Annotated in this window: 24 protein-coding genes and 2 pseudogenes; 21 read left to right on the forward strand and 5 right to left on the reverse strand. The window is 68.7% G+C overall.

Annotated features, from left to right (window positions below; genetic code table 11):
- Positions 1–24 precede the first annotated feature (24 nt).
- From V6S85_RS26585 to V6S85_RS11605, 10 genes and pseudogenes are all read left to right on the forward strand, one after another.
- Positions 25–543 (forward strand): annotated as a pseudogene (locus V6S85_RS26585) (GcrA family cell cycle regulator); the annotation flags it as partial.
- Positions 544–793: 250 nt separating this feature from the next.
- Positions 794–1,723: a DUF2493 domain-containing protein gene (locus V6S85_RS11565; RefSeq protein ID WP_116569724.1), complete on the forward strand. Its 930-nt coding sequence runs from the start codon at positions 794–796 to the stop codon at positions 1,721–1,723.
- A 700-nt stretch (positions 1,724–2,423) separates the two neighbouring features.
- A complete protein-coding gene (locus V6S85_RS11570) occupies positions 2,424–2,801 on the forward strand; it encodes a single-stranded DNA-binding protein (protein ID WP_116569725.1) in 378 nt (125 codons plus the stop codon).
- Between the two features lie 409 nt (positions 2,802–3,210).
- A complete protein-coding gene (locus V6S85_RS11575; protein WP_116569782.1) occupies positions 3,211–4,173 on the forward strand; it encodes a replication initiator protein A in 963 nt (320 codons plus the stop codon).
- Positions 4,174–4,487: 314 nt separating this feature from the next.
- On the forward strand, positions 4,488–5,693 hold the full coding sequence (locus V6S85_RS11580; RefSeq protein ID WP_116569726.1) for an AAA family ATPase: 1,206 nt from the start codon (positions 4,488–4,490) through the stop codon (positions 5,691–5,693).
- Between the two features lie 17 nt (positions 5,694–5,710).
- Positions 5,711–6,784: a ParB/RepB/Spo0J family partition protein gene (locus V6S85_RS11585; RefSeq protein WP_116489983.1), complete on the forward strand. Its 1,074-nt coding sequence runs from the start codon at positions 5,711–5,713 to the stop codon at positions 6,782–6,784.
- Between the two features lie 322 nt (positions 6,785–7,106).
- Positions 7,107–7,610 (forward strand): S26 family signal peptidase, encoded by a 504-nt coding sequence (locus V6S85_RS11590; protein WP_116569727.1) that lies wholly within the window; start codon positions 7,107–7,109, stop codon positions 7,608–7,610.
- A complete protein-coding gene (locus V6S85_RS11595) occupies positions 7,607–8,266 on the forward strand; it encodes a cell wall hydrolase (RefSeq protein ID WP_116569728.1) in 660 nt (219 codons plus the stop codon). The genes V6S85_RS11590 and V6S85_RS11595 overlap by 4 nt, the downstream gene beginning before the upstream one ends.
- 203 nt (positions 8,267–8,469) lie before the next feature.
- A complete protein-coding gene (locus V6S85_RS11600; protein ID WP_116569729.1) occupies positions 8,470–8,766 on the forward strand; it encodes a hypothetical protein in 297 nt (98 codons plus the stop codon).
- Positions 8,767–9,209: 443 nt separating this feature from the next.
- A complete protein-coding gene (locus V6S85_RS11605) occupies positions 9,210–9,542 on the forward strand; it encodes a hypothetical protein (protein WP_116569730.1) in 333 nt (110 codons plus the stop codon).
- Positions 9,543–9,553: 11 nt separating this feature from the next.
- Here V6S85_RS11605 and V6S85_RS11610 read toward each other — a convergent pair whose 3' ends face one another.
- A complete protein-coding gene (locus V6S85_RS11610) occupies positions 9,554–10,129 on the reverse strand; it encodes a hypothetical protein (RefSeq protein WP_116489988.1) in 576 nt (191 codons plus the stop codon).
- Between the two features lie 209 nt (positions 10,130–10,338).
- On the opposite strand from V6S85_RS11610, the gene mobQ reads away from it, so the two are divergent.
- The 3 genes from mobQ (at position 10,339) to trbB (ending at position 14,795) form a co-directional block, all read left to right on the forward strand.
- Positions 10,339–11,835, forward strand: coding sequence for a MobQ family relaxase (gene mobQ / locus V6S85_RS11615; protein WP_116569731.1), 1,497 nt, complete (start codon positions 10,339–10,341; stop codon positions 11,833–11,835).
- 72 nt (positions 11,836–11,907) lie between these two features.
- A complete protein-coding gene (locus tag V6S85_RS11620) occupies positions 11,908–13,839 on the forward strand; it encodes a type IV secretory system conjugative DNA transfer family protein (protein ID WP_334349001.1) in 1,932 nt (643 codons plus the stop codon).
- 2 nt (positions 13,840–13,841) lie between these two features.
- Positions 13,842–14,795 (forward strand): P-type conjugative transfer ATPase TrbB, encoded by a 954-nt coding sequence (trbB, locus tag V6S85_RS11625; protein WP_116569732.1) that lies wholly within the window; start codon positions 13,842–13,844, stop codon positions 14,793–14,795.
- A gap of 100 nt (positions 14,796–14,895) precedes the next feature.
- On the opposite strand, the gene V6S85_RS11630 is transcribed toward trbB, so the two are convergent.
- The gene (locus V6S85_RS11630) at positions 14,896–15,291 is read right to left on the reverse strand and encodes a thermonuclease family protein (protein WP_116569733.1); all 396 of its coding nucleotides are present in this window, start codon (positions 15,289–15,291) and stop codon (positions 14,896–14,898) included.
- A 561-nt stretch (positions 15,292–15,852) separates the two neighbouring features.
- Here V6S85_RS11630 and V6S85_RS11635 point away from each other — a divergent pair.
- Together V6S85_RS11635 and V6S85_RS11640 are read left to right on the forward strand one after the other, a co-directional pair.
- The gene (locus V6S85_RS11635) at positions 15,853–17,595 is read left to right on the forward strand and encodes a hypothetical protein (RefSeq protein ID WP_207780801.1); all 1,743 of its coding nucleotides are present in this window, start codon (positions 15,853–15,855) and stop codon (positions 17,593–17,595) included.
- A 477-nt stretch (positions 17,596–18,072) separates the two neighbouring features.
- A complete protein-coding gene (locus tag V6S85_RS11640; protein ID WP_116569734.1) occupies positions 18,073–18,444 on the forward strand; it encodes a response regulator in 372 nt (123 codons plus the stop codon).
- A 77-nt stretch (positions 18,445–18,521) separates the two neighbouring features.
- Here the strand turns inward: V6S85_RS11640 and V6S85_RS11645 are convergent.
- Positions 18,522–18,656, reverse strand: a pseudogene (locus V6S85_RS11645) (transposase); the annotation flags it as partial.
- 90 nt (positions 18,657–18,746) lie between these two features.
- Here V6S85_RS11645 and V6S85_RS11650 point away from each other — a divergent pair.
- Positions 18,747–19,043, forward strand: coding sequence for a LysR substrate-binding domain-containing protein (locus V6S85_RS11650; protein ID WP_207780803.1), 297 nt, complete (start codon positions 18,747–18,749; stop codon positions 19,041–19,043).
- 164 nt (positions 19,044–19,207) lie between these two features.
- Positions 19,208–20,404 (forward strand): Na+/H+ antiporter NhaA, encoded by a 1,197-nt coding sequence (gene nhaA / locus V6S85_RS11655; RefSeq protein ID WP_116569735.1) that lies wholly within the window; start codon positions 19,208–19,210, stop codon positions 20,402–20,404.
- Between the two features lie 162 nt (positions 20,405–20,566).
- Here the strand turns inward: nhaA and V6S85_RS11660 are convergent, their stop codons facing one another.
- Positions 20,567–20,734 carry a DUF2256 domain-containing protein gene (locus tag V6S85_RS11660; RefSeq protein WP_116489993.1) on the reverse strand — a complete coding sequence of 56 codons (168 nt, stop codon included), beginning with the start codon at positions 20,732–20,734 and terminating at the stop codon, positions 20,567–20,569.
- Positions 20,735–20,753: 19 nt separating this feature from the next.
- Entirely contained in the window at positions 20,754–21,146 is a 393-nt protein-coding gene (locus V6S85_RS11665; protein ID WP_116569736.1) for a hypothetical protein, read from the reverse strand.
- Between the two features lie 148 nt (positions 21,147–21,294).
- Between V6S85_RS11665 and V6S85_RS11670 the strand changes: the two genes are divergently transcribed.
- From V6S85_RS11670 to V6S85_RS11685, 4 genes are all read left to right on the forward strand, one after another.
- Positions 21,295–21,834: a lipocalin family protein gene (locus tag V6S85_RS11670; protein WP_116489995.1), complete on the forward strand. Its 540-nt coding sequence runs from the start codon at positions 21,295–21,297 to the stop codon at positions 21,832–21,834.
- Between the two features lie 24 nt (positions 21,835–21,858).
- Positions 21,859–23,388 carry a cryptochrome/photolyase family protein gene (locus tag V6S85_RS11675; RefSeq protein WP_116569737.1) on the forward strand — a complete coding sequence of 510 codons (1,530 nt, stop codon included), beginning with the start codon at positions 21,859–21,861 and terminating at the stop codon, positions 23,386–23,388.
- 126 nt (positions 23,389–23,514) lie between these two features.
- Positions 23,515–24,789 carry a type IV toxin-antitoxin system AbiEi family antitoxin gene (locus V6S85_RS11680; RefSeq protein ID WP_133244825.1) on the forward strand — a complete coding sequence of 425 codons (1,275 nt, stop codon included), beginning with the start codon at positions 23,515–23,517 and terminating at the stop codon, positions 24,787–24,789.
- Positions 24,774–25,640 carry a nucleotidyl transferase AbiEii/AbiGii toxin family protein gene (locus V6S85_RS11685; protein WP_243410666.1) on the forward strand — a complete coding sequence of 289 codons (867 nt, stop codon included), beginning with the start codon at positions 24,774–24,776 and terminating at the stop codon, positions 25,638–25,640. Before V6S85_RS11680 ends, V6S85_RS11685 begins: the two co-directional genes overlap by 16 nt.
- Positions 25,641–26,280 lie beyond the last annotated feature (640 nt).

Genomic DNA, 26,280 nt, shown 5'->3' on the forward strand with positions numbered 1-26,280 from the left:
GGGCGCGCAGAGTGAGCGCCGACCATGTCTTCTTTTGTGAAATCGCCTGTGTCCGAGGGGGCTTTGCAGTCCGCCGGCGGCTGGTCCGAGGCCCGGGTGGAGCGCCTGAAGGCGCTCCTGGCGCTGGGGCTGAGCGCCCGCCAGATCGCCCAGGCCCTGGGAGCGGTGAGCCGCAACGCCGTGATCGGCAAGATCCACCGCCTGGGCTTGGCCGGCGGCGGGCCGCCGTCCGCCCCGGGGCGGCGCGCGCGCCCGTCGGCGCGGCCTGGGGGTCGGCGCAAGGCCCCCTCCCTTCCCCCGCCGCCACCCTCCGGCGGGGCGCCGGCGACGGCGACGGCGGCGGCCGCGGCGCTGGCTCGGCCGCGGGCCGCGCCCGTCGATGCGGTCGGGCTGGCGGCTGATCTGGCCGCCCTGCCCCGCCAGGCCTGCCGCTGGCCGATCGGCGATCCCAGGGATGCGGCCTTCAGCTGGTGCGGCCGGCCCGTCGCGCCGACCCCGACGGGACGGGCGTCCTACTGCGAGGGCCATCGCGCCCGCGCCTATCGGTCGGGCCAGGGGACGCCAGGCCGCGGGGCTATCGGCGCGGCGCGAGGCGGGGTCAGAGCGCCGGGACGGGAAGACGGCCTGGGGCCTGGCCGGAACGGGCCCTTGGCCCTGGCGACCTCGCCACCGTCCGGAGGCCGCCGCAAGGGACGCTGCGCTCAAAGCCCCTGCGGCGGCTGCCGGGCCAGCGGCGCGGAGGGCGGTCGCGAGCCGAAGGGCTCGTTCCGACCTCAAGCCCAGGAGCTTTCCCATGACCTTTCAGCCCCCTCCCCTCACCGGCCGCCTGACGCCCCTGGAGGCCCAGGCGCTCGACCTGGACGACCCGCGCCCGCATCCGCCCGAGGAGGCCCTCGTCCAGCTGGGCCAGGCGCTGATGACCGAGCTGCTCGACCTCGTCGGCGAGACCGCCCTGAAGGATTTCCAGGGCGTGTTCTGCGAGGCCCTGATCGGCGCCTTCCATTCGGCCTCACAGCGCATCGACCGCGAGGCCGATCGCGGCCGTGACGAGATCAACCGCCTGCTGCGCGACTTCGACGCCTCGGAGGTCGCCGACACCGACCTGCAGGCGGCGACGGCCCGGACCCGCGCGGCCGACGTGGCGGCCCTGGCCGCCGACCTGGTGCGCGACGCCGCCGCCGAGACCTACCGGGCGGCCACCGGCGAGGTGTGGACGCCCTGGCGCGGCAGCGTGCGCGGCTCGCGCGTCACCGCCGCTCAGGTCGAGGCGCGCGAGGCGGTGCGGGCGATGAAGGCCCGTCGCCAGCAGGCGGTCGATCCAGGCTACGCCGTGGTCGCCTTCCGGGCCGCGCCGGGCGCCGGCACCCCGCTCGACGGCGGGCGGATCTTCGACGCCCTCAACTGGGCCCTGGAGACCTGGCCCGACATGGCCCTGGCCACCTGCGGGGCGCGGGGCGGCGAGACGCTGGCCATCAGCTGGGCCAGGCAAAAGCGCGTCAAGCTCGTCCTGGCCAGGCCCGACTTCGACCGCGCGGGCCGCGCGGCCCTGTTCAAGGCCAATGACGCGCTGCTCGACCTGGAGCCGGTCTGCGTCCTGACCCTGGCGGCGAGCCTCCAGCCGCACCCCCAGGCGGCCGAGCGGCCGTTCGGTCCGGCCCTCAACCTGGCCCAGAAGGCGGCCGAGCGCGGCATCCGCTGCGTGCCCATCCGGCCGGCGAGGTAGCCCGCCTTTCGGCGCGGCGGTCCTCGCCGCGCCGCCTGGCCTCGCAGTGGGAGGGAATGAACCCGGAACGGCCGTCCAGATCTTGGGTCTGCGCCCTTGCCGGCCACGACGGCTTGGGGTTGGCGATTCGTTCGTGCGGACCTCGTTTCGGACCGGCGGCGACCCTGGCGGCGGGTCTCCATCCAGGTCGGCGGCGTCGCAAGCGCCCGCCTCGACAGAGGTCTTGGCCCTGGCCGCCCTGCCCTTCTGGCCGCTTGGCGCGCCGCAGGCCGACGACGAGCTGGCGGCGGCGGCGGATCCTGCGCGCGCCGCCTTGCGGCGTCTGGCGCGTCTGGCGGCGTCCCTCGTGGCGTCCTTCCGGCCGTTCGGGCGTGGGCCTCGCCGCCCGCGCCGGTGAAGCCGCTCGCGCCCTGGGTCAGCGGGTCTTTCGCGCTCCGGCGGATGTAAGCCCGCGGGTCGCGTCCGCGCCGCGATCGATCACGTCGTCCCTAGGGCGGGCCGGGCCGGGTCCAAGCCGACCTGGCAAGACCAGGCGCTCTGGCCGGAGCCTCCGGCCTTCCTGCGCTGCGCTTTCGTGCAGGCCGGCGTCCAGCCGCCGCGGGCTTGGGCCCGTCCCTCCTTCCCCGCCCAGCCAGGGCCCGTGATCGCGGCGAGGCCGCGGACCGCCGGGGCCCTTCCCGGCGGGAGACGGAGAAAGACCATGCTGAACAAGGCGCAACTGATCGGCTTCACCGGCGCGGACAGCGAGATCCGCACCACCCAGAAGGGCAAGGCCTACGCGGTGCTGCGGGTCGCCACCAGCCGCTACAGCAAGAAGGAAGGCGAGCGGCAGGACTTCACCACCTGGCACCAGGTCGAGGTCTGGAGCCCCGGCACGGTGAAGTGGCTGGAGGGCCGGGTGCTGGCCAAGGGCTCCAAGGTCTATGTCGAGGGCGAGATCCGCAACGAGCGCTACACCGACAAGGACGGCAAGGAGCACTACTTCACCAAGATCGTCGTCGCCGGCCCCGGCCACGAGCTCAAATCGCTCGACCGTCCCGAGGCCAATCCCGAGCCCGAGCCTGGCGAAGACGGCTGAGGCCCGCAGGCCCGCCCCGATCCGGGGCGGGCCGTTCCGGTCACTGATCCACCGACAGGGCGGAGCCGCGCCAGATGGCGGCTTTGCGCCTTCGGTCCCGGGTGGCGCGCTGCGGACGGCGCGGGCGGTCCTGCGGGCCTGGACGGTCGCTTGTGAGCCAAACGGCCGGAGTTGCCACGTGGCAACTTCCAGGGCCGGCGTGGCGGCCGCGGGCGTCGGGGCTGGGGCGTGGCGATGGGCCAAGGCCCGCGTCGGTCACTGATCCACCGTCAGCGCCGGAAGTTGCCACGTGGCAACTTTCCGGCTGCTGGCGCCGGGTCGCCGTTCAGCGATGAAGGGCGCGCGGCTGACGGGACGGCCGGGCGGGCTTTTGCGTCGGCCCGGCCGGGGGCGCACAATGGACCCCGACATGTCCAAGCGCGCGATTCGTAATCAAGAGTTCGATCTCTTCGTCCCCCAGGTCGCGGACCTGGCCTGGAAGGACCAGCGCGAGCTGATGGAGCGGCCGTTCTTCTCGCTGGGCAAGCGCAAGCGCCTCAAGCCCATCGAGTACGTCTCGCCCGACGGCGACGTCCATGTCCGGGTCAGCGCCAACCCCCAGTTCGGCATCGCCACCATCTGGGACGCCGACATCCTGATCTGGGCGACCTCGCACCTGAACAAGCTGCGAGATCGTGGCGACAACGACATTCCGCGCACCATCCACACCACCTCCTACGACCTGCTCAAGGCCATCCACCGCGACACCGGTGGGGCCGGCTATCGCGAGCTGCAGGCGGCTCTGGAGCGCCTGCAGTCGACGACGATCGAGACGTCCCTGCGTGCGCCCAAGCGCAACAAGCGCGCGCAGTTCGGCTGGCTGGACGAGTGGACGCTGGAGTCGGATCCGGTCACCGGCGCGCCGCGCGGCCTGACCCTGACCCTGTCCAACTGGGTCTATGAGGGCCTGATGCGCGACCGGGCCCTGCTGACCCTGCATCCGGACTACTTCCTGCTGACCGGCGGGCTGGAGCGGGCCATCTACCGCATCGCCCGCAAGCACGCCGGCGACCAGGAGGGCGGGTGGACCTGCCGGGTCAGCGTCCTCTACGACAAGTCGGGCAGCGAGGGACCGCTCAAGCAGTTCACCTACCTGCTCAAGAAGATCATCACCGCCGACAGCCTGCCCGACTACGCCCTGACCCAGGTCACCACCCGAGACGGGGCTGCGGCCGTCCATTTCGTGCGGCGCGACGCGGCCGAGCGCGCCCGAATCAAGGCCGAGCTCGACGCCCTGGCCGCCGCCGATTCGCGCCGGGTCCGCGAGGATGCGCGCGCGGCGAGCCTGGACGAGATGCTCGACCGGCGTCGCCAGCCCTCGGGGGATCAGTGACCTTTTCCTCGGGGGATCGGTGACCGGTCCATCGGGGGATCAGTGACCTTAGTGTCGGGGGATCGGTGACCGGCCTCTTTGGCAAACCCTTGCCAGGCAGGGCTTTGGAGGCGGTCGCCGGCCGCTTAACCCTTCTAACTTTCGTCGATAACGATTTCTTCTAACGCGGGCAGGGGAGTCGTTGCGAGCGCGACGCGCCTCGAGCCTTTGAGGGCTCGACGCGACGCTTGACGGTTAAGGTTTTGTTTACGCTCTCCAACGACAACTTTGCAAATATCGTCTAGTCTCATCGAAATTTGCAAAGTGGAGGGGTGATGAACACGACCGCCTTGGCGACCGAAGCCGCCACCGGACCCGTGCTGCTCGATGCGCTGACCAATCTGACCAACCGCGCCGACCATGTGATCACCCGCTTGCGCGAGACGGTGTTCGCCCCGGGCGTCGAGAAGGTCGTCGACACCCGCTTCCCGATCAGCAAGGCCGCCGAGATGGTCGGTAGGACCCCGGAGGCCATACGGCAGGCCGAGGCCGAAGGGCGTCTTCCGCCGCCGCGTATGACCGAGAGCGGTCGGCGCGAGGGCTATAGCCTGGCCGAGGTCAACGCCATGCGCGACCTCTTCGGCACGCGCCCGCGCCGGGCCGAGGGCGACCCGCCGATCGTACTGGCGGTGCAGAACTTCAAAGGCGGCGTGGGCAAGTCGACCCTGACCTGCCACATCGCTCAATATCTGGCGCTAAAGGGTTATCGCGTCGCGATTATCGACTGCGACAGCCAGGCCTCCTCGACGACGGTGTTCGGGTTCAATCCCGACATCGACATCGATGACGACCACACCCTGTTGCCCTTCTTCTGGCATGGCGGCGAGGCCACCCTGGACTACGCCATCCGCCCGACGGGCTGGGCCGGCATCGACCTGATCCCGGCCAATCTCGGGCTCTACCAGGCCGAATACGAAGCCGCCGCGCGGATGAAGGGCAGGCCCGATCTGCTCGACCGCCTGCGCAATGGTATAGCTGGTATTGCCGACCGGTATGACGTCGTTCTGCTCGACCCGCCGCCGGCGCTGGGCATGATTTCGCTGGCGGTGCTGCGGGCGGCCAACGCCCTTTTGATCCCCACGCCGCCGTCCACCGTCGACTTCGCCTCGACGGCCCACTTCCTGCGGATGATCGTCGACACGGTCGGCCTGCTCGACCAGTACGGCCTGGCCAAGAACGGCTACGAGTTCCTGCGCGTGGTCGCCACCAAGGTCGACGAGGCCAAGAGCGCCCATATCCAGATCCGCGAGATGATGGCGGCGGTGTTCGGCTCGGACATGCTGAGCAACTCGCTGCTGGACTCGGCCGAGATCGACAACGCCAACGTCCAGCTGCGCACCGTCTACGAGGTCGCCGGCGGCGGCCGGGTGCACGAGCGCTGCCGCAACAACCTCGATCGGCTCAACAGCGAGATCGAGATCCTGATCCGCAAGGCCTGGCCGAGCCATCGCGCCGAGCTGCGCCGCCTGGGCGTCGGTTAGGGGAGGGGAGTAAGGCCATGGCCTCCACGACGAGCAAGAACCGCAACATCCTGGGCAGCCTGATCGGCGAGGCCCCGCCCGCGGCGGTCACCAATCCCCCGAAGGTGGACGCCTTGGCGGAGGCGGCTGCGCCCGCCCCCGTCGTTCCCGCCGCCCCCATACCGCCGCGGGTCAATGACCGGATCATGGGCCTGTCGCGCCTGGCCTCCGGCGACCTGCAGGAAAAGACCCTGCGCCTGGTCGACCCGGCCCGCTGCCGGATGTGGGCGCGCCATAACCGCAAATACGATCTGTTGACGCCCGAGACCTGCTCGGAGCTGCTGGAAGGCCTGCGCGCCCAGGGCAAGCAGGAGTTTCCGGCCATTGTCCGCCGGGTCGCCGACGATCCGAACTTCGACTATGAGGTCATCGCCGGGGCCCGCCGCCACTGGGCGGTGAGCTATCTGCGGGAGGTCGAGCACCGCGAGATCAAGTATCTCGTCGAGGAGCGCGATCTTTCCGACGAGCAGGCCTTCCGCCTGGCCGACATCGAAAATCGCGCCCGCAAGGACCTCTCCGACTACGAGCGGGCGGTCGACTATCTGCACGCCATCGACCTCTACTATGGCGGGGTGGCCGCGCGCATGGCCGAGCGGCTCGACGTCACCAAGGCCTGGCTCTCGAAGTTCCTGGACCTTGGCCGCCTGCCGGCCGAGGTCGTCGCCGCCTTTGGCGACCACCTGCAGGTCCTGGAAAAGCATGCTCGTGATCTCAAGCCGGTCCTGGCCCAGAACCCCGAGCGCGGCCGGGTGATCGCGGCGGCCAAGACGCTTTCGTCCGAGCAGGCCGCACGGCGCGAGGCCGGCCAGCCCTATATCGAGCCGGCCAAGGTGGTCGCGGCCTTGCGCAATGCGGGCCTGGGCAAGACCGAGGCGCCCACGGCCGCGGGGGAGACGCGGGTCGTCAAGCACGGGGCGGTGACCTTGTTCACCGTCAAGCCGAAGGGACCGGGCAAGGCGGTGCTGGAGCTGGCGCTCGACGCGGGCGCGTCCAACGCCGACTTCATCGCCGCCCTGCAGGCCGAGCTGGTCCGGCTGCGCCCCAGCGCCTGAGGCGCGATCGATCATTCGCTTCTGAAGCCCCGTCGGCCGAGCCGGCGGGGCTTTTTCGTCGCCGAGACCTCAAGTTGCCACATGGCAACTCTGTCGGGGGATCAGTGACCGGCGGCGACGACGCCGAGCAGGTTCATGCACCTGACCGAGGCGGCCGGGGCGCGCCGATGGGCCTGACGGGCGCGCCAGGGGGCTTGGATGAAGCAGGTTGCCAGGTGGCAACTTCCACGGTGGATCAGTGACCGGGCCGCCCGAGCATGCCGCAGCCGCCCCTGATTTCTGGGGGATTGAAACGGTCGGGCGGGGTAGGGGGGCTGAGCGCATGCGCGTCTCCGGTGCTCTCGTCCTGGCCGCCCTGATCCCCGCGCCCCTGGCGCTGGGGTCGGCCTTGCTGGATGCGCCGCTGGTGCTGCTCAACACCTCGCCCAGCGAGCCTGTCGGGCTCTACCGGCGCGTCGCCGCCGATCCGGCCCCCGGCTTGCTGATCGCCTTTCGGCCGCCGCCAGCCGCCATGCCCTATCTGCGTCTCGCCCAGCCGGGTCGGGCGCGGGGCAGCATCCTGAAGGCGGTGGCGGCCGGGGAGGGGAGGCTGGCCTGCGCCGATGGCCGTCTGTCCATCGACGGGCGCGCGCTTGGGGCCATCGCCGACCGGGATCGGCGCGGACGCAGGCTGCCGCGCTGGCGCGGTTGCCGGCGCCTGGGCGCGGGCGAGTACGTCGTCTTTTCCGGACGGATCCCCAACAGTTTCGACAGCCGCTACTACGGTCCGGTCCAGGCTTCGGAAATCCTCGGCGTCTACGCCCCGATCTGGGCGCCGGGCGCATGAGGCCGCGCCGGACACTTCTGGCTCTCCTGGGGCTGCTTCTGGGCCCGCTGGCCGGGTTCGCGCGCGCAGAGGACCTGGCCGCGGCCTTGGCCGCGCCGGGCGCGCGCGAGGCGATCGCCCGCGTCACGGTGGCCGAGGCCGCCAACCAGGGCGACAGCGGCCTCCTGGCCGTCGTCTGCACCATCCTCAATCGTCTCGCCGACGGGCGCTGGGGGACGAGCGTGGACCAGGTGCTCAACGCCCGGGCCCAGTTCGAGCCGGTGCTTCGCGCGGGCGGCGACTGGCGAGCCTTGCCGGCGGCCAGCCCGGTTCAGCGGGCCCGCGTCGACACCCTGGTCAATCTGGTGCTGGAGGGGCGCGTTCCAGATCCCACGGGCAAAGCGCTCTACTTCCAGAACCCGCGCATCGTCGCGGCGCGGGCCGCGGCCGGCCAGGTCTCGCCCAGGCTCGTCCATTTCGGCGGCCGCACGCCCAGCGCGGTGATCGGCGACCATGCCTTCTATGCGGCCACGGGCCCGGCTCCGGGGGCGGTCGACGCCGCCGCGCCGCCGATCGACGCGATCTTCGTGCCTCGACCCTCAAGCGAGGCGGTCGCGGCGGGCGCGGGGTCCGGGGCGCGGGGGCTCTTCGTGCTGCCGGACGGAAGTCGGCGCTGAGGGCGGCGCGATCTCGCCGCCGTCGTGTGGCGCACGCCTGCTGAGCCTTCTGGCGACGTCTTCCCATCGTGACACGGACGACCCGAAGTGGGCGGCTGCGCCGTTCCCCTCGCGGCCTGTCGGCCGCTGTGGTGACTGCGGGACCCCGTCCGTGGCCCTCGGGTTCAACGTCGCTCACGAGGAGCGATGGTTGGAGCTCCACGATGTTCAACGCGATCTCTTCCTTCATGCGCTCGCTGCTCGGCGCCCAGCAGTCCGCGGCGGTTCCCTTTCAAGAGCAGGCCGACGCGCAGGCGGACGCGTGGCTGGATCACCTTGCCCTGGTCGAACATCAGGCCGAGCGCGCGAAGGCCCGGGCGGCCTGGGCGGCGATGTCGGACGACGAGCGCGGCGCTGTGCTCGACGGGTGCGATCGGCTGGACGCCGAAGGGCGGCTGGAGGATCACCAGTTCTTCGAGCAGTGGCTGGCGCTGCGGATGCAGGGTTACGTCGGCGACTGACCCCGGGGGGCTTGGCCCCCCTTTTGTCGCCGGCGGGCGGTTGGCGCCGGGCCCGCTTGCGGCGCCGGGCGGCCTCGCGGGCCCTTCGGGCCGTGGGCGAGGCGGCCCTACCGCCAGGCCGCGCTCGCGGACCTCCCGGGCGCGGGCGGCCGCCGATGGCGGCGCGCCGTGGCGCCCGTCGTCCCGCGTCCGACCGGTGGGGCCGGCCGGGCTGACGAGATCCCCACGGGATCTCGCCGCCGTCGACTCGCGACGGCGTAGCCCGCCGGACTGAGCCTGGGGGCGCCTCTTCCAAGATTATCCTGTCACCCGGCCCGTCAACCCGCTGGCGCGGGTTCCCCTCCGGGACCGCTGCGCGACCCCTCCGGTGACGGGCCGGGGCCCGACAGGAGGAGAGGGACAAAGGCGCTCAAGGGGAGCGTCGGTCCAGCCGGAGCCATCCCATGTCCGCGACCCAGTCCGATCACCTCGAGCGTCAACTGATCCAGGCCCACATCGCCAGCGGCCAGCCTCGCTACAGCATCGTCCTGAAGCTGGCCGGCGGGGCCTTCATCCGTCACTGGGCCAGCGAACGCGACGAAGCCATGACCCGTCACGTTCTGGCGCTGGGCGAGGCCGGGATGATCTCGGTGGTGACCTTCGACCATCTGACCCTGCAGACCCTGGCGGCCGACTTCCCGCCGGACGGCAAGACCGCCGAGCAGTGGAGGATCGAGTGCGACGAGGCGATCGATCAGATGTTCGAGCGGTGGCTCGCCGCCGAGACCCTGCACTAGGGGAGGGGGCGTCAGCCCCCTTTTTTGCCCCGTCGGCGCCCTGGCGCCGGCGCGTCGCTGGGCGCCTCGCGCGAGGTCTCCTGCGCCAGGCGCTCAGCCGCCATGGCGTCGAAATCGGGCAGGTCGGGGACGGTCCGCGCCTTCACCGGGGCGATGGCCAGGCCCAGGGTCTCGGCGATCGCCAGCCGGTCGCGGGGACGGTGGACCCGGGCGTCGACGATGGCCAGGAGCCGGGCCAGCAGCGGGTCGTCGGGATCCTGCGCGGCCTCGGCCAGCAGCGTCGTCCCCAGCACGATCTTGGCCCGGGTCTCGCGCTTGCGTTCGGTCTGGTCGAGCAGGGCTTCGAGGCGTTCGACCCGGGCGCGCCACACAGCCAGGCGCTCTTCGTCGTCCTCGATCCTGGCCAGCGGCGTGACGTGTCCGCGGTTGCGGGGCAGGGAGCCGCGCAGGCCCGACAGCGCCTCGCGGGCGCGATGCTCGCGATCGGCCAGGGCGACCTCGAGGGCCTGCAGACGCCGCTGGCGAGCGGCCGGGCTTTCGGGGCGGCGGCGGGAGCCAGGCGCGGAGACGGCGGGGTCGGGGGGCATGGCGTACGGCCGGTTGATTGGCGGGCGGGACGGTCGGCGGTTGATTTCGGATGATGAGGAGCGTACCCCTGACCTGTCGTGGGTGACAAGGGCGCAGTTATGCATTGCTAGCAATGCCTGCGGCCAGCGTCATCGGGATGACGCCGTCAGCCAAGGGGCCAGCCCCTTAGCGATCCCCGCGCCCAGCGCGAATTGGACCAGGAGATGCGGTGGCGCAGTTCCGGCTCGAGGTGCAGGCGATCAAGCGCGCCGACGGCCGATCGGCCGTCGCGGCGGCCGCCTATCGCGCCGCGACCAGCCTGCACGACCAGCGCCTGGAGATGACCTTCGACTACACCGCCAAGGGCGGGGTGGCCTTCTCGGGTCTGATGGCCCCGGACGCCGCGCCGGCGTCGCTTACCGATCGCGAGCGCTTGTGGAACGCGGCCGAAGCGGCCGACAAGCGTGCGGATTCGCGCACCGCCCGCGAGGTGCTGATCTCCCTGCCGCACGAGCTGTCGGATGATCAGCGCCACGCCCTGGTGCGCGCCTTCGTCCGGGACAGCCTGGTGGCGCGGGGCATGATCGCCGACTACGCGATCCACGATCCCGACGCCCACGGCGACCAGCGCAATCACCACGCCCACATCCTGGTCACCACAAGGCGGGTGACCCCCGAAGGCTTTGGCCTGAAGGGTCGCGAATGGGACAATCCCGACGCCGTCAGGGCGCTTCGGCTGGAGTGGTGCGAAATCCAGAACCAGCATCTGCGCCAGCACCTGGGTGCGGACGCGCCCCAGGTGACGCACCACAGCCTGGCCGATCAGGGCGAGGCGCGCGAGCCGACCATCCACCTGGGCCCGTCGGCCTCGGGCATGGAGCGGCGCGGCGAGGCCTCCGACCGCGGCGACATCAACCGCCGGGTTCGCGAGCGCAACCAGGCGCGCAAGGACGGGCCGGCCAGGCTGCGCGATCTGGAAGACCGGATGGCCGAGGGCCTGACGCGCGGACTCTATCCGATCGGCGCGGTGATCCGCGAATTCGAGACGATCCACGCCACCATGATCGCCGAACGCGACGGCTGGGCGCGCGAACTTGGCCGTCTGCAGCGGCCCGCTGCGCCCCGGGCCGGCGATATCGTGCGCGAGGTTCTGGCCGAGGCGGCCTCGGCGCGGGCGCTGGCCAAGGGGACGCTGATCGCCACCGAAGGCAGGATCGCCCGTGGGCGGGCCAGGCGCGCCAGCCTGGCCCGTTGGATCCGCAATCCGGCGCGGATGATCTGGGCGACCCATGCCGAGCTCAACGCCCTGGCCCGCGCCCGGCAGGCCGCGCGCCTGGCGGAGATCAGCTATGCGGTGCGGCGCGACTGGCTGCGCGGTCCCGAGGGACGGGCTTTCCTGGCCGCGCGACTGGATCCCGAAAAGCAGGCCGCCGAGGCGGCGCGGCGTGAAGGACGGACCCTGGAGCGCAAGATCAGGCGAGCCGACACGCGTATCGAAGCGGTGGCGCGCACCCGAACCCGCCTGATGGTCGCCAGGGAACTGGGCGAGGACGCCCTGGTCGCGCCCTCGCAGATGGGGCTGGGCGTCGGCCAGGCGGTGCGCGAGGTCGACCGGCGGGTGGTCGCGGCGATCGCCCGTCACCCGGTGGCGGCCCAGCAGAAGGGCCTGAACAAGGTTCTGGGCCTGGCCAAGGGCAAGGTTCCGTTCCTGGGGCCCGAGCCCTAGCCCCCTAGAATTGACGGATTGAAACGGCCGCCGGCCCTTGCTCGACTATCGCGCGGGGGCTTGGAGGCGATGATGGCCAAGGGGCCCAAGGCGCTCGCGATCCTGGTCCTTGGCCTGGCGGGCATGGTGGCGGGGTCATGGGCGGCCGGTCAGTCGGCGGCCCTGCAGTTTGGCTATCCGGCCGCCTTCGGCCCCGGCTGGGGCGTGGTCGGGCCCGTGCGGCTCTATGCGCCGTGGGCGTTCCTGGCCTGGTACGGCCGCTGGGCCGGGACCTATCCGCAGGTCTTCGACCAGGCCGCCCTGATCGGGCTTGCGGTGTTTCTCTGGCCGCTGCTGATGGTCATCGGCCTGACGCGTCGGTTCGTGGCGCGGCCCGGGCCCTTCGGCAAGGCCGCCTGGGGCGATCTGGCGGACGCCCGGCGCGCCGGGCTTGTGGCGGGGGCAAGGTTGCAGGGCAGGGTGCTGGGCCGCCTGAAGGGCCGGCTCCTCAGCATCGTCATGCTGGTCCACTGCGTGATCGTGGGCGCTTCGCGCTCGGGGAAGGGGGCGGGCCATGTGGTGCCCTCCATGGTCAGTTGGGGCGAAAGCCTGTTCGCCTACGACCGCAAGGGCGAACTCTGGCACATCACCGCCGACCATCGCCGCACCTTCTCGCACACCTTCTATTTCGCCCCGACCGATCCCAACACCGCGCGCTGGAACCCGTTGTTCGAGGTCCGCAAGGGTCCCATGGAAATCGCCGACATCCAGAACATCGTCGGCATCCTGGTCGACCCGACCGGACTGAAGGGCGGCAATCTCGATTTCTTCGACCAGAGCGCGGCCAACTTCTTCACCGGCGTGATCCTGCACTGCCTCTACGCCGAGCCCGACGAGCACAAGACCCTGGCCCATGTCCGTCGGCTGCTGATCGACATCGAGGCGACGCTGGACGCCATGCTGGCCACCCAGCACCGCTGGCGTCCCGACCCGGCCGCCGCGGACGGCCTGGCGCGCGACGATGACCTCGAGCCCATCGCCGAGATCCATCCCGAGGTCTGGCTTGGCGCGACGGCGTTCCGGTCGATGGAGCCCAGGGTGCGCTCGAGCGTGCTGGCCACGGCGCAGAAGTCGCTGGCCCTGTGGGCCGATCCGCTGGTGTGCCACGCCACCAGCGCCTCGGACTTCTGCATCGGCGACCTGGTCTGCGCGAAGGCGCCGGTCAGCCTCTACCTGATCACTCCACAGGCCCATGCCGATCGCCTGGCCTTCATGGTGCGGGTGATGCTGCGCCAGAGCCTCAACAGCCTGATGGAGACGGTGGACGCCGACAGCCGCGGGCGGCCCAAGCGCCACAAGCTGCTGATGATGCTCGACGAGTTTCCCAAGCTTGGCCCGCTGCCGTTCCTGGAGAACGCGCTGGGGGAGATGGCCGGCTACGGCATCGTCGCGCACCTGATCTGCCAGTCGTTCAACGACGTCTTCAAGTACTACGGCGTCCACACCTCGATCTTCGACAACTGCCACGTCACCGCCGCCTTCGCGACCTCCGAGCCGACCAGCATCGAGCGGGTGGTCAAGCGGGCGGGGCGGGCGCTGGAGATGCGCGAGAGCTTCAGCGACCCGCGCCTGGCCTTCGGCAAGGGCCATCACAGCCGCAACCAGGCCGAGGTCGAGCGCTATGTCCTGGCCGAGCAGGACGTGCGCGGGCTGGCGGCCGACAAGCAGTTCCTGTTCGTCAACAACGCCAAGCCGTTCGTCACCGACAAGATCCGCTACTGGGAGGCGCCGACGATCGCGGCGGTGACACGCAACTTTTTCGCCGGGGAGCGAGCGCTGTTCGTTCAGACCCCCGAGACGCTCGACACCCCGGGCGCGCCGCCCAACGACTGGCTCGGCGTGCGCGCGGCGCGGCCGAGCGGGCCGCCGCTGCAAGCGGCTCCGGCCAAGGCCGCCAGGACGCCCAGCGCGCCTGCGCCGGCGATCCTCAGCGTCGCCGACCTGACCTTCGACTTCGAGGACTGACCATGACCGTCCACGCCCCCGAAACCCAGGCGCGCAAGGCCCAGGCCCTGGCGCACGCCTTGGGACCGGTCATCGCCGAGGCCCTGGCCGCCCCCGACGTGGTCGAGGTGATCGTCAACGCCGACGGGGCGATCTGGATCGAACGGGCCGGTGCGGGACGGGTCCATAGCGGTCAGATAATCGCTCGAGCTGACGCCGAACGGGTGCTGCGCCTGGTGGCTGACCATGCCGGCGATGTGGTCAATCACGACAACCCCCTGCCCAGCGCCACCCTGCCGGGCGGCGAGCGCTTCCAGGGCGTCTATGCGCCGGTGTCGGCGGGCCCCGGCTTCGTGATCCGCAAACGCCCGCAGACCATCTTCACCCTGGCGGACTATGTCGACCAGGCGGTGATGAGCAGCGCCCAGGCCATGGTCCTGGAAGCGGCCGCCCAGGCGCGGGAGAATATCCTGATCGTCGGCGGGACGGGCACGGGCAAGACGACCCTGGCCAACGCAATCCTGGCCCTTCCGGCCTTCGCCCAGGATCGCGTCATCCTCATCGAGGACACCGCCGAACTGCAGTGCGCGGCGCCCGATCAGCTGGCGCTGCTGACCCGCCGCGCCGACCCTCCGATCAGCATGGCGGAGCTGGTGCGCGCCGCGCTTCGTCTGCGGCCCGACCGGATCGTCATCGGCGAGGTTCGCGACGGCAGCGCGCTGGACCTCCTCAAGGCCTGGAACACCGGCCACCCGGGCGGCTTGGCGACCCTCCATGCCAACAGCGCCCCTGAGGCGCTCGACCGACTGGAGGACCTGATCGGAGAGGTGAGCCAGACCGTCCCCCGCCGCGCGATCGGCCAGGCCATCGGCCTGATCGTCTTTCTGCGACGCACGCCGGGCGGCCGACGACTGGAAAGTCTGGTGCGGGTCGAAGGCTGGACGGCGGAGGCTGGCTACCGGTTGACGCCGATCTGACCCATGCCGGGCGCCTTGGGTGCTCAGGCGCGCGCGAGCAGCAGGTCGATCATGGCCTGGAACCGAAAGATCCGGGGCGTCCGTCGCGATTCATGTCGTTCTATCGAGCGGGCGCCCAATGGCCTCGCCTGGCTTCGCGGGCCTGGGCTTCTTCCTTGGCGTACGCGCCCTTGCTGTAGCGCCGGTACTCGGTCGCCAAGCCCGAGCGGATAAGCGCGGCGTTCACGTCGGGGGTCACCTCCGACCAGCAGCGGCCCACGAAGCGGCCATACCGATCCCGATCGACAAAACGGCAGCCGACCCGCCCGCGGGTGAGGCGAACGAGTTCGTCGCGAGCCGCGTAGGCGAGCGGTTCGGCTGGCGTTTTCCCGCGCCGAACTTCTGGCGCATCGACCCCGAAGAGCCGAACGCGCTCGGGCCCGCACCGCAGCGTATCGCCGTCATGAACGGGGGGCGCGGTGCAGGAGATGACGGCGGCGGCGAGCGAAGCAAGCATAGGGCGCTTGTCGCTGCAGCTAGCCTGTGGCGCAAGCTGTAGAGGGCGATGCTCAGGCCAGGCGGTTTGTTCGGGCCTGCACGCGGGACGCTGTCTGGCCGCACGCTTGGCCTTCCTGCGGGTAGATCACCCCTGCCGCGGTCCGTTTTCCCGAGACCCGAAGGCCCCAGCAACACCAGGGTCTCGCCCCGTCCGATCTTCAGATCCACGTCCCGCAGCGCGTGTACGTCGCCAGCGCCGGTGGGATAGGTCTTGCAAAGGCCCCTAAGCTCGAATCCGGACCCCGGCGACGGCGACGGGTCACTGACAGGCATGGTCGATCTCCACGCAATCGATCACCTGCTCTCACTTTCCGGCCAAGGACGGCTGTGATCGTGATCCGCCGCAAGTCCGCGCCGTGTCGCGCGAGCGCAGCGCTCCTCAGCTCAAAGAGCGGCTTCGTGCCGCCCTAGAAATGCTCGCAATGGGGGTGTGAAAATAAATACATCTCAAGGGTGCGTGGTGTTGTGTCTTTCGGCTCAGGCAAGCGGTCGTGTGGGCGATCGCGAATGGGGACACATCATGCGCGCATCGATCCTCGGCAAGCTGGGCGCCGCCGTAGCCTTCACCCTCGGCGTGGGTTCGGCCGTGCCGGGCGGGGCCTTCACCCAGAGCGTCAGCCTGGGGCCCGTCAACGCCGTGCCGATGGGGCACGAATGGCTGACCCGCATGTCGGCCATCGAGCTGCTGGGCTATTCGCCGGCCAGCGCCCCCGACCTGCCCGACCCCAACGACCCGCGGCGCGGCTGGACCGTGGGCGGCGGCAGGGCCTGGAACACCGTCCTGAACGGTCCTGGCCAGGCCGAGGCCCAGCGCATCCGCAGCCAGCGATGGAACGACACCCGCTACGCCTCGCGCTACAAGGCCGTCTACGACGCCATCATCGGCGAACGCTGGGTCGATCTGGCCGGCTACAGCGTCGCCGAATCGAAGAAGTGCTGGGACGCCGTGGCCCAGGAGCCGGCCGAGGTGCAGTACGATCACTTCATGCGCCGCTACGACGACAACGGCCCGGACGGCGGCGTGCGCGCGGCCAAAACCTCGCAACAGCGCTTCGTCGATTACTTCGTCGCCGCCGCCACTGCGCCCAAGTCGAACATCGCGGTCTATGACGGCGGGGTGACCTCGTCGCTGGTGACGGTCGACCGCAACTACTTCCTGTTCGGCCGGGCGGTGCACCTGTTCCAGGATTCGTTCAGCTCCGAGCACACGGTGCGGACCGCCAGCGACAACTACATCAAGGTGCGCGAGGTGAAGAGCTACCTGTGCGCGCTGGGCTCCGAGCAGCACAGCCACTCGAACTGGGCCGTGGCCGTCGACTATTCCAGCGGCGACGTGATCTGGAAGGCCACGGTCGACGGCCGGCTAAACCCCAGCTGGGACGCCTACAAGGCCAGCAACATGAAGCCGACGGCCCTGGTCGCGACCGAAGCCAGCAAGGACCTTTGGGCCGCCTTCATCCGCACCATGGGCCTGCCGCCGGCCCAGCGCGCCGCCGCCGCCCGGGCCGAGGCCAACACCCTGGTCAAGAACTGGCTGAGCTACGACGAGACCGAGATGCGCGGCTGGTACGCCAACGCCGCCAACCGTGGCGACACCTACGTGCTGGCCGCCGGACAGACCGGCAAGGGCATGACCCAGGCCCAGTGCATGAGCAAACTGGACTTCGGAACCACCGACCAGGCCGCGGCGGTCCGCCAGCTGCAGGACACCCAGCGCCAGTGCCTCTACAACGCCCTGCCCAACCCCGGCTATGAGGACCAGTTCGATCCGCAGACCCGGATCTGGTACAACTGGCGCTGGCGCAACGGGCCGATCGCGCCCATGAGCCCCACGCCCGCCGGCTGGCAGATCCCGACCCAACCGGCCAGCACCAGCACGGTGGTGCGGATCCAGAGCGTGGCCAACGGCAAGTACATGATCGCCCCGGACGGGGTGGTCCCCGACTCGCTGATCTACAATCGCGACGGAACGCCGCTGGACTTCGCCCGGATCGGGCCCAACACCAGCACGATGTTCCGATCCGCCCTGGACCCGATGCTGTTCCTCGACTACCGGGCTGTGACCGGCGCGGTGAAGCTGTTCGCGCCCGGCAACGGGACCCAGCCGGCCACCTACGACCTGCAGAGCGCCGGCCAGGGCACGTCGATCCGCAACACCTACTGGAACCAGTACATCTGGCTGTCGGGCGACGAGCCTTACCTGACGCGCACGGGCAACCCGAAGAACGCCAACGCCCAGTGGCGCATCCAAGCCCAGCCTTAAGGGCTGGCATGACGTGCGTTTGGCCCATCGCGATAAAGCCGTGCGGCGAGGTCGTGTCGGCGACCACGGCCCAACCACGCACCGTCGCGCGCATGACCTGGCGTCCACGGCGGCTGTCGGCGGTGCGGGGTCTGCCGTTTTTGCTGGTTCTCGGCGAAGAACCACGTTCAGGCGGGCGGAACGCGAGGAGCGCGCCTGGAGAGCCTTGTGGACGTCCGCTATGTGGGGCTTGATGATCCCTGCAACACCGGCTCGATCGCGGGCGAACTGCGTCGCGCCCTTGACGGAGGCGGCTTTGGGCGTGGTCGGTCGATACGCCTGAAGAGCGTACGGCGGGGACGTTGCGCAGACGCGTAGTAACGGGGGCGAGAATCTCAGCAGCGCGAGGTCCGTCCGGGGGAGCTCGCCGACCGCCTGCAGGTCTAGGGCGCCTGTGTTTACAGTCGGCGTTTACGGTGCGATGTCACAGGAGGGACTATGGCTCGCATTCTGATAGTCGATGACGACGAACTGCTGCGTCAGGTCTATGCCAGCGCACTCGATGGGGCGGGACACTACACCGAAGAAGCCGAGCACGGCGGTCGCGCCATAGAGAAGCTGGAGCGTGTCGCTTTCGATTTGGTCCTAATCGACCTGCTGATGCCTGTCCGCGAGGGCATCGAGACCATAATGGAGGTGAAGCGGCGCTGGCCGAGCGTGAAGGTCATCGCCGTGAGCGCAGGCGCGGGCCGACTTCACCCAGGAACCCTTTTGGATCTGGCCTCGGGTCTGGGGGCCGATGAAACGCTGATGAAGCCGGCAAGCCGGGACGTGCTTTTGACAAGCGTTGCGCGCCAGTTGCGTGAGTAAATCTTAACCGGAACCGCCGCGGGGGTCGTGGTCGGCCTGCCCGGCATAATCACTGTGGGCGGCGAGTGAGGCCTCCGACTGGTGAGCATGTGGACGATGCCCGAGACCACGCGACGATCGTCCACGCGATGCGCGCCCTTGCGTCCGCGCGGCAGCAGCGGCTCGATCCGAGCCCACTCCTCGTCGCTAAGCCACTGAACCTGCTTGGCCATCTCAAGGCTCCCTTTCAGAAGCCTTGAATCGGCAACCCCCGATTACCGCCAGCGCTTATTGAGTACCGACCCTAGGCGTCCGCGGCGCTGATGGGCGAGCATGCGAGCCTGAAAATCGAGCTGGATCTGACTGAGCGGCTGGCCGATCCGGTGCAGGACCGGCTGGACGCGGTCATCCGCATCGGCCAACTGACCTATATCGCCCTGGTCGCCAACAAGCTGGCGGACCAGATGCGATTGGTGGTCGCCGCGCCGGACTACCTGGCCCGCAGCGGAACACCGGGTTGCATCCAAGACCTCCGCGGCCACCGCTTGCTCGACAAGATGCATGGCGCGGACCATCCGGGGATGGGCCGACCTCCTGGGCGGCCCGGCTGGTCATTCTAGGCTGCAAGGTCGCGCCTAACCCGGCGCCAAGAGAGCGGCATTAGCCACGCACGGTTGAGACTTGTTCGTCCCAGCGTCGGATGCGATAGGCAGGGCCGGGTGGTCAGCTGTTTTGGTTGATCAGGGTTTACGTTGGTCGGGCCGCCAGCGCGGAGACCCGCGCCATGCTTGAGCGCCCCCGCAAGCTGTCCGTCTTACGAGAACTTCTGGACAGCGGAGCCGCCGGCGGGCTCCTCCTCATGGCCGCCGCCGTGCTCGCGCTCTTCGTCGCCAATTCACCGTTGGCGGACAACTACTTCAGCGCGCTTCACACGTCGTTCGCCGGTCTCGACCTTCTCCATTGGATCAACGATGGCCTGATGGCGATCTTCTTCCTGTTCGTTGGGCTTGAGATCAAGCGCGAGTTCCTGGACGGGCAGTTGGCCACCTGGTCAAACCGGGCGCTGCCGTGCATCGCCGCGGCCGGCGGCGTCGTCGTTCCTGCACTCATCTATGCCGGTTTGAACGCAGCAAGCGGCGACACACTTCGCGGCTGGGCCATCCCGACCGCCACGGACATCGCCTTCGCGCTCGGCGTTCTCTCGCTCCTGGGTCCGCGAGTTCCGACGAGCCTCAAGGTCTTTCTGGCGACGCTCGCCATTGTTGACGACCTCGCGGCGGTGCTGATCATCGCCGTGTTCTACACCGCCGAGCTCAATGTCGCGGCGCTTGCGGGGGCAGTGATCGCAAGCCTGTTGCTGGTAGGCCTTAATCGGCTAAAGGTAACGAGGCTCGCGCCCTATCTGGTGCTCGGCCTGGCCCTTTGGTGGCTCGTCCTGCTGTCGGGCGTCCACGCCACGATCGCCGGCGTGGTCCTGGCCATGACCATTCCCTTGCACGCCTCAAAGGCCGCGCCGGACGATGTGACCTCGCCGCTCCATCGCCTGGAACACGGGCTGGCGCCCTGGGTGGCGTTCCTGGTCGTCCCGATCTTCGGCTTCGCCAATGCCGGCGTCTCCTTCGCCGGCATGACGGCTGCGGTGCTTTTCCAGCCTGTCACGCTGGGCGTGGCCTTGGGTCTGTTCCTGGGCAAGCAGGCCGGCGTCTTCTTGGCGGCATGGCTAGCGATCCGCTTGCGGATCGCGTGCTTGCCAGTCGCGGCCTCCTGGCTCCAACTCTACGGTGTCAGCCTGCTGTGCGGGATTGGTTTCACAATGAGCCTCTTCATCGGACTCCTGGCATTCAAGGATGCCGCGCTTCAAGACGAGGTGAAGGTGGGGGTTCTTGTCGGCTCGCTTGTTTCAGCGTGGCTTGGAGCCGCCCTCTTGAGCCGTTCCAAGAAGCGCCTGCCAGTTGCGGCTGAAACGCCTCAAGCGCGATAGCCGAGCGTTTCGTGGCCGGTGATCACTCGATGAATCTGCCCCGCGAAGGTCGTGTTCCTGGAGCCGGCCCAACGGCGGCTACTGGCGCGCAGCGGCGCGGCGTCGGTGATACGGCGCGGTTCTTCTTCCGCTGACGCGAAGCTTGGCCCGCGCGCCGACCGTTCAGGCGTCGGCGCGTTCCCCGCGCCGCAGATCGAGCTTGCAGCGATCTGAACAGGTCTTCACCAACGCCCAGTCGCGGGCCCACTTCCTTCGCCATGAGAATGGCCGGCCACACACCAGGCACACCTTGTCTGGCGTGGTCGATTTGGGTCGGCGAGACGTCTTCACCGGGTCCGGCCAGGCAGGCTCACCACCACGGGGCGGCCCGATCAGCTGGCGTCGCGGGTTTGGCGCTCCATAGGAACACGAAATTGCGGTGCTCGGCCCAGGTCTGCCCTTCCACTGCGCCGCCCCTCAGGCAGGCGGTCGTATGATAGGGCCCTTTGCCGTCGCTGGTTCGAAAGCTTACGCAAATGCGGCCCCGCGCCGTCCGCCACCGGCCCGCCTCGATCGCGCTGTCGTAGAAGCTGCCCGTCACCCGTCCGTCATCCTCCAAGTCTAGGCTCATGCCCTTGAAGTAGGGCGCGCTGTCGCTCGCCGAGAGGTCGACGACCCAATCTCCCGCGAGGGACGTGGGTTGGAGCGCCGACGGGGGCGAGGGCGTGGCGGCCAGGAGTAGGGCGAGGGCGACCGAGAGCATCGAAACCTCCTTTATGCGAAGTCGACCTAGCTACGCGCCAATCGCCGGGCCGGACGCGTGGCCGGGCGCTTGCGCCCGCATCCTCTCGCATCCGATCCCACATCCCGCCGCCTCAATGCCTCGTATCTTAGGGCGGAGGACAGACATCATGCGCAAGCACATGCTCATCGGCCTTTCAGCGCTGGCCATCGCCTCTGGCGCCCGGGCCCAAGACGACCGGCCGATCGATCCAGCCGAGCACTATTCCGGCGTCTGGCTGGAGGTCGGCCGCACGCCGATGCGCCTTACCGACGGCTGCGTGGCGGGGACCACGCGCTATGTCCTCAAGGATCCGACTCATGTCGAGGTGGTCGACGACTGCCGACAGGGCGGTGTCGACGGCAAGCGGCGCGCCATTTCTGGCCGTGGACGAATAGAGGACCCAGGCGTCAACCGGCGGCTGAAGGTCGCCTACGCGCCGTTCGTCACCTGGCGCTACGTCGTCATGGACCGAGATCCCGAGGGGGAATGGTTCATCGCGGCAAATCCCAAGCTCAGCAAGGTCTTCCTCTACACCCGCGCGTCGCCGTCCAAGGAAACGCTCGGCGCGCTCGAGGCGAGGGTCCGTCGTCTCGGCTACGCGGGCGCGCTGGAATTTCCCGCAAACGCGGTCGCGCCGTCGGGCGAGCCCGTTGCACAGAAGCGATGAACGCGGCCTGGAGGAGGGCGAGCCGTGAAAACCTTGCGCCTGGTTCTTGGCGATCAACTTTCCAGCGGGCTCTCGGCGCTCGAGGACGCCGAACCGGGCCGGGACGTGGTCCTGATGATCGAGAGTCGGGCCGAGGCCACCGCCTGGAAACACCACAAGCAAAAGCTCGTCCTGGTCTGGTCGGCCATGCGGCAGTTTGCCGAGCGCTTGCGGCGGGAGGGTTTGGACGTCCGCTACGTGGGCCTCGACGATCCCGGCAACCGCGGTTCGATCGCGGGCGAACTGTGTCGCGTCCTTGACGAAGGCGGCTTCAGGCGTGTGGTCCGTACGGCCTGCGGCAAGTGGGGTCTGGAGCAAGCGCTGCTAAACCTCGATCTGCCCGTGCCCGTCGAGACCCGGGAGGACAGCCGCTTCCTTTGCTCGAGATCCGAATTCGCGGGCTGGGCCGAAGGCCGCCGTGAGCTGCGGATGGAGTATTTTTATCGCGAGATGCGGCGGAAGACGGGCCTCCTGATGGACGGCGGCGAACCGGCCGGCGGCCGCTGGAACCTCGACGCCGATAACCGCCGCAAGTTACCCGCGGGGCTCGCGCCGCCTGAGCGCCTGCGCGTAACGCCCAACCCCACGACCAGGCGCATGATCGACCGGGTCGCCCACGGCTTCGACGATCATTTCGGGGCGATCGAGCCGTTCGGCTGGCCGACCAATTCACAGGAGGCGGAAGCCGTCTTCCAGCACTTCCTGGACGATCTCCTGCCATCCTTCGGCGACTGGCAGGACGCCATGGCTTGGGAGCGCCCTTTTCTGTGGCATAGCCTGATCTCACCTGCTCTCAATATCGGCCTCCTGGACCCCCTGGACATCTGTCGGCGCGCCGAAGCGGCCTATCGCCAGGGACGCGCGCCGCTCAACGCCGTCGAAGGCTTCATTCGCCAGATCATAGGCTGGCGCGAGTTCGTGCGCGGCGTCTACTGGCTGAAGATGCCGGAGTATGGGCGGCGCAACGCTCTGGACGCGCAAGGCGCGCTGCCGTGGTTCTACTGGTCGGGCGAGACCGACATGGCCTGTGTGGCCGACACCGTGCGAGCGGCGCGTGACCACGCCTACGCCCATCACATCCAGCGGCTGATGATCACCGGAAACCTGGCCATGCTCCTTGGGGTGGATCCGGATGCTGTCGACGACTGGTACATGGTCGTGTTCGCCGACGCCTACGAGTGGGTGGAGATGCCCAATACGCGCGGCATGGCGACCTTCGCCGATGGTGGCATCGTTGGCTCCAAGCCCTACGCGGCCAGCGGGGCCTACATCGACCGGATGAGTAATTACTGCCGCGGCTGTCGCTACGATGTCAAAGATCGGCTTGGCGACAACGCCTGTCCGTTCAACGCGCTCTATTGGGATTTTCTCGACCGCAATCTCGGCCGATTGCGAGGACAAGGGCGCATGATGATGCCGCTGCGCGCTCTTGAGAGGATGGGGGAAGGCGATCGTCGCGCCCTCCGCGCAAAGGCGAGCGTGCTGCGCGAAAGCATGGGCGTTTTCTCCCGCTGATCGTCTACGACTGATGGAAGGATAAGTCGCGACAGCCACGGCAATCAGCTTTACGACCATCGGTGTGGGCTGACTACGCGCCGCGATCCATCGCGCGACGACAGCTACCAGGCCTGGCTCGACCGGTTGCATCCGGACGATCGCGATGAGACGGTGGCGTTGATCGAAGCGGCTCGCGATAGCCGGTCGACTTTCCATCATGAGTTCCGCGCCCTGTGGCCACCCATTTCACTCAATCCGACTATTTCAACGTACGTTGAAAATGCGCAATCCAGTGAAACTGCGGTTGACATTTTTCAGTGTATGGCGCATTTTCAACGGATGCTGAAAGTGCACGATCCATTGAAATTTGAGCGGGAGGCGGTTGAAGCGCTAGAAGCCCTCATCGAACTCATTCCGATCGCCCGCCTGGAGGGCGTCCATTTCGAGCAAGACGATCCCGACGTCGGCGCCGACGCAGTCTTGAACCTGACCGTGGGCGATCGCCCCTATCTCCTGGTCTGCGAGGTCAAGAGCAACGGGCACCCGCGAGCGACCCGAGATGCTATCCAGCAGCTCAAGCACTGGAAGTATCATTCCATGCCTGCCGCGCCGATTTTTCTGGCCCCCTACATCTCCGAACAATCGCGTGCGCTCTGCGTGGAGGCTGGCGTCAACTATTTCGACCTGTTTGGAAACACCCGCCTGCATCTGGACAACCTGTTTCTCGAACGCACGGTCGCCGACAAGCCCGCCAGCGAGCGCCGCGATCTGAAGTCGCTGTTCAAGCCCAAGTCGGCCCGCGTTCTGCGCTGGCTGCTGCGCGACCCGGTCACCCCGGTCCGACTGCAGGAAATCGCCGACGGCGCCACCGTCAGCCTCGGCCAGGTGCACAACGTCAAGGAAGGCCTGCTGGCCCGCGAGTGGGCCCAATCCACGTCCGAGGGACTGATCCTGACCGATCCCGACAGCCTGTTGGACGCCTGGCGCGACGACTACGAAGCCCCACCTGGGCAGACGCGCAAGTACTACACCATCCACCATGGCGAGGCGCTGACGGCGCGACTGAAGGGGCTGATGGCGAACGATCGCGTCGAACCGGTGCTGATGCTGGGGTCCTATTCGGCCGCCAACTGGCTTGCCCCCTACGGCCGAAACGAGACGACCTTCCTCTACGCCTGGCCGGAGGTTCTGCCGGAGTTGGAGGCGGCGTTGGCGCTTGAGCCGGCCGCCAAGGGCGCCAATCTCCTGGTCAAGGTGCTTGAGGACGAAAGCGTGCTGCTGGACGCCGTCGAACCGACGTCCGACCTCTTGGTCACCTCGCCCGTCCAGACCTATCTGGATCTCTACAATTCCGGTGAGCGTGGTCGTGAAGCGGCCGAGTTCCTGCGTCGAAAGGGACTCTCATGGCCAAGGGCATGACCGAAATCCATCCGCCCGCGCACGCCTATGACGACCGATCGATCCAGGCCGTCAAAGCCGTTCTTCTAGAGATCGGGCAGATCCTTGGCAGCTATCGCAACAAGTTCGTCGTCATCGGCGGCGCGGTGCCATGGCTGCTGCTGGACAATCCGCAGATGCGCCATATCGGCTCGCTCGATGTCGATCTTAGCCTGGACCCCATCGCCCTTGGCGACGGTGAATATGCGGGCCTGATCGAGGAACTGAAGAAGCATGGCTATGCGCAGGGCGAGGACCTGAAGAAGTTCCAGATGGTCCGCGTCATCGACGCTGCGGACGGCGGGCCGCCGATCTCGATCATCGTCGACTTCTTGATGCCGCGCGACGCTGTCATCGAAAAGAACGTGCCGCCCCTGATCGAGAACTTCGCCGTCCAGAAAGCCGATGGCGCGGCGCTGGCGCTGAAGTTCAGTGAGAGCTTCCTGCTGGAGGGTGTCATGCCCAAGGGCGGTAAGAACAGGATCGAACTCAAGGTCGCCTCGATCCCGGCGCTCCTCGCCATGAAGGGATTTGCCCTGGCTGGGCGCTCCAAGGACAAGGACGCCTACGACGTCTACTACTGCGTGCGAAACTACGAGGGCGGCGTCGCGGCGTTGGTCGAGGACTGCAGGCCGCTGCTGGACGACCCCGAAGCGGTGAGCGCCTTCAAGATCATCGCCGAAAAATTCGCCGACCGCCATTTTCACGGACCCGAGACGGTGGCGCGCTTCGCCGTCGAGGCCAAAATCCTCGGCGAGCGCACTCGAGATCAGTGGCAGACCGACGCCTACGGGCAGGTTTCTGCGTGGCTGAAGGGCTTGGGCCTAGTCTAGGCGCCGGCGTCGCGATGCTCTCGCGGCTAGGCGGGCCAGCATTCTAGTGCCAGCTTACCAGCCCCCTGGCCGACAGGGACGCAGGCGTGGAAAGTCGGCTTCGCCTCATCGGATAAGAGCGGCGGTTAGCATTAAGCGGGGCAGACCTAAGGCGATGCAAGAGAAAGACTTCCCGCTTTCAGAGGGCGGGCTCTGCTGACGCTGGGCCGGGAAAATCCAGTGTGTAGACAAACGCGTAAGGCCCCAAGGGGCCGGACGCTTCAATCTTGCCATACGCTCGAACGCCCCCCTCCGCCGCTCAACCATCTCACAATCGCGCCCCCCTCAATCCGACATCGCGTGCCTTGAGGCGACGATAATCCTGTCCATTCACGAAACCCGCCTCAAGGCAGCCCAGCCGTGTGAACCCGGCTCCAGTCCCGTTTGACCAGACCGCTCCGTCGGGACGCATGGCTAGAAAGGTCGGCCAGCGCGTTGGCTGAGGCTTGGCGCTAATGATGTGGATTAAAACCTCATCGCGGCCTAGTTCGATCGACGCCAGATCGCGCACGTCGTAGCGGCTCCCGATCCGTACCTTTGATCCACCGTCCAGATCTCGGTGGTCACCGAAGCGATGCTTTGGCATCCACGCCATATGGCG

This window comes from Caulobacter sp. CCNWLW153 (assembly GCF_036889365.1).
Lineage (GTDB): Bacteria > Pseudomonadota > Alphaproteobacteria > Caulobacterales > Caulobacteraceae > Caulobacter > Caulobacter radicis.